Annotated in this window: 1 protein-coding gene and 1 pseudogene; one reads left to right on the forward strand and one right to left on the reverse strand. The window is 59.2% G+C overall.

Annotation, left to right across the window (positions count from 1 at the left end):
* Positions 1-660 (forward strand): phage terminase large subunit (gene terL, locus DJ029_RS21490; protein WP_157966485.1); only part of this gene is annotated, 660 nt, incomplete at its 5' end.
* A 321-nt stretch (positions 661-981) separates the two neighbouring features.
* Here the strand turns inward: terL and DJ029_RS22340 are convergent.
* Positions 982-1,103, reverse strand: a pseudogene (locus tag DJ029_RS22340) (IS6 family transposase); the annotation flags it as partial.

The raw sequence follows: 1,103 nt of genomic DNA on the forward strand, positions 1-1,103 counted from the left end.
CTGCACCCGGAGCGGATCGGCCAGGATGAACTGGACCGTATACGGCGCGAGCTTGGCTCGTCGGCATTCGAAGCCCAATACCAGCAACGCCCCGCACCTGCGGGAGGGACCTTGGTCAAACCCGAATGGTTCAAGACGTACCCGGAACCGGCTGGGCCGAGCATTTATGAGGCCGTCGTCCAAAGCTGGGATACGGCGGCCATTCCGGGCGAAACCAACGACTGGTGCGTGTGCACGACCTGGGGGCTGCTGGGTTCATATGTCGACCTGCTTGACGTCCACCGCAACCAGTACCTGTTCCCAGACTTGGTGCGTGCGGCCCTGAAACTGCGGCAGGCATGGGAACCCGCCCTGATCGTGGTCGAAAACGCCACAAGCGGCATTGGTCTCTACCAGGAGCTCCGGAGGGCAAGTGTGGGTGAAGCACGAAACCTCAATCCCAAGCCGGACAAAGTCCAGCGCATGACGATGCAGTCGGCAAAGATCGAAGCGGGCCATGTGCGCTTGCCCGAGAAGGCAAGCTGGCTGGAAGGCTTTCTTCGCGAGGTTGCAGCGTTCCCAAACGGCAAGCATGACGACCAGGTCGACAGCATGTCCCAGATGCTCCGCACGCTGGACCGCAAGCCCGCTCCACTACTTGGCCTCAGCCGCTATCGCTGAGAAGGGGGTGTCACTGCGCTCGCACGCCGTCCTTTGAGTTCGAATCCCATTTGCACCAGATGGAACCGAAATCGAATGTTTGCCGGTCACCAAAATCAAGGGAATACGGGGTCCCTGAGGTGGCGCAACTCGTGATGCGGCGCACAGGGCGGGGAACCGTAATTTTGGGCGGATAGCATGCGTAATTGGGCTGACCCTTCTCTGAGGTCGAGCTCCCGATAAGAACACAGCAATGCTGTGAACAAGGGAGACAGATTATGGAATACCAGGTGCTGTCAGACCAATTCGAACTCGTCTCTGCAAGGACAGCGAGGCTGTCCCTTATGCCGCATAAAGACCGCGCCACTCGGCGAGAGCGGCGGTTCGGTTAAGCTTGAAATTAGCTCGGGAGTAGAGGCTGCGTTCCTGGTTGAAATGGTTGCAGACGGAGGAATGAACGGCAG

Origin of the sequence: Oceanibium sediminis (assembly GCF_003265325.1) — a bacterium.
In the GTDB taxonomy this organism is placed as follows: Bacteria; Pseudomonadota; Alphaproteobacteria; order Rhodobacterales; family Rhodobacteraceae; genus Halovulum; species Halovulum sediminis.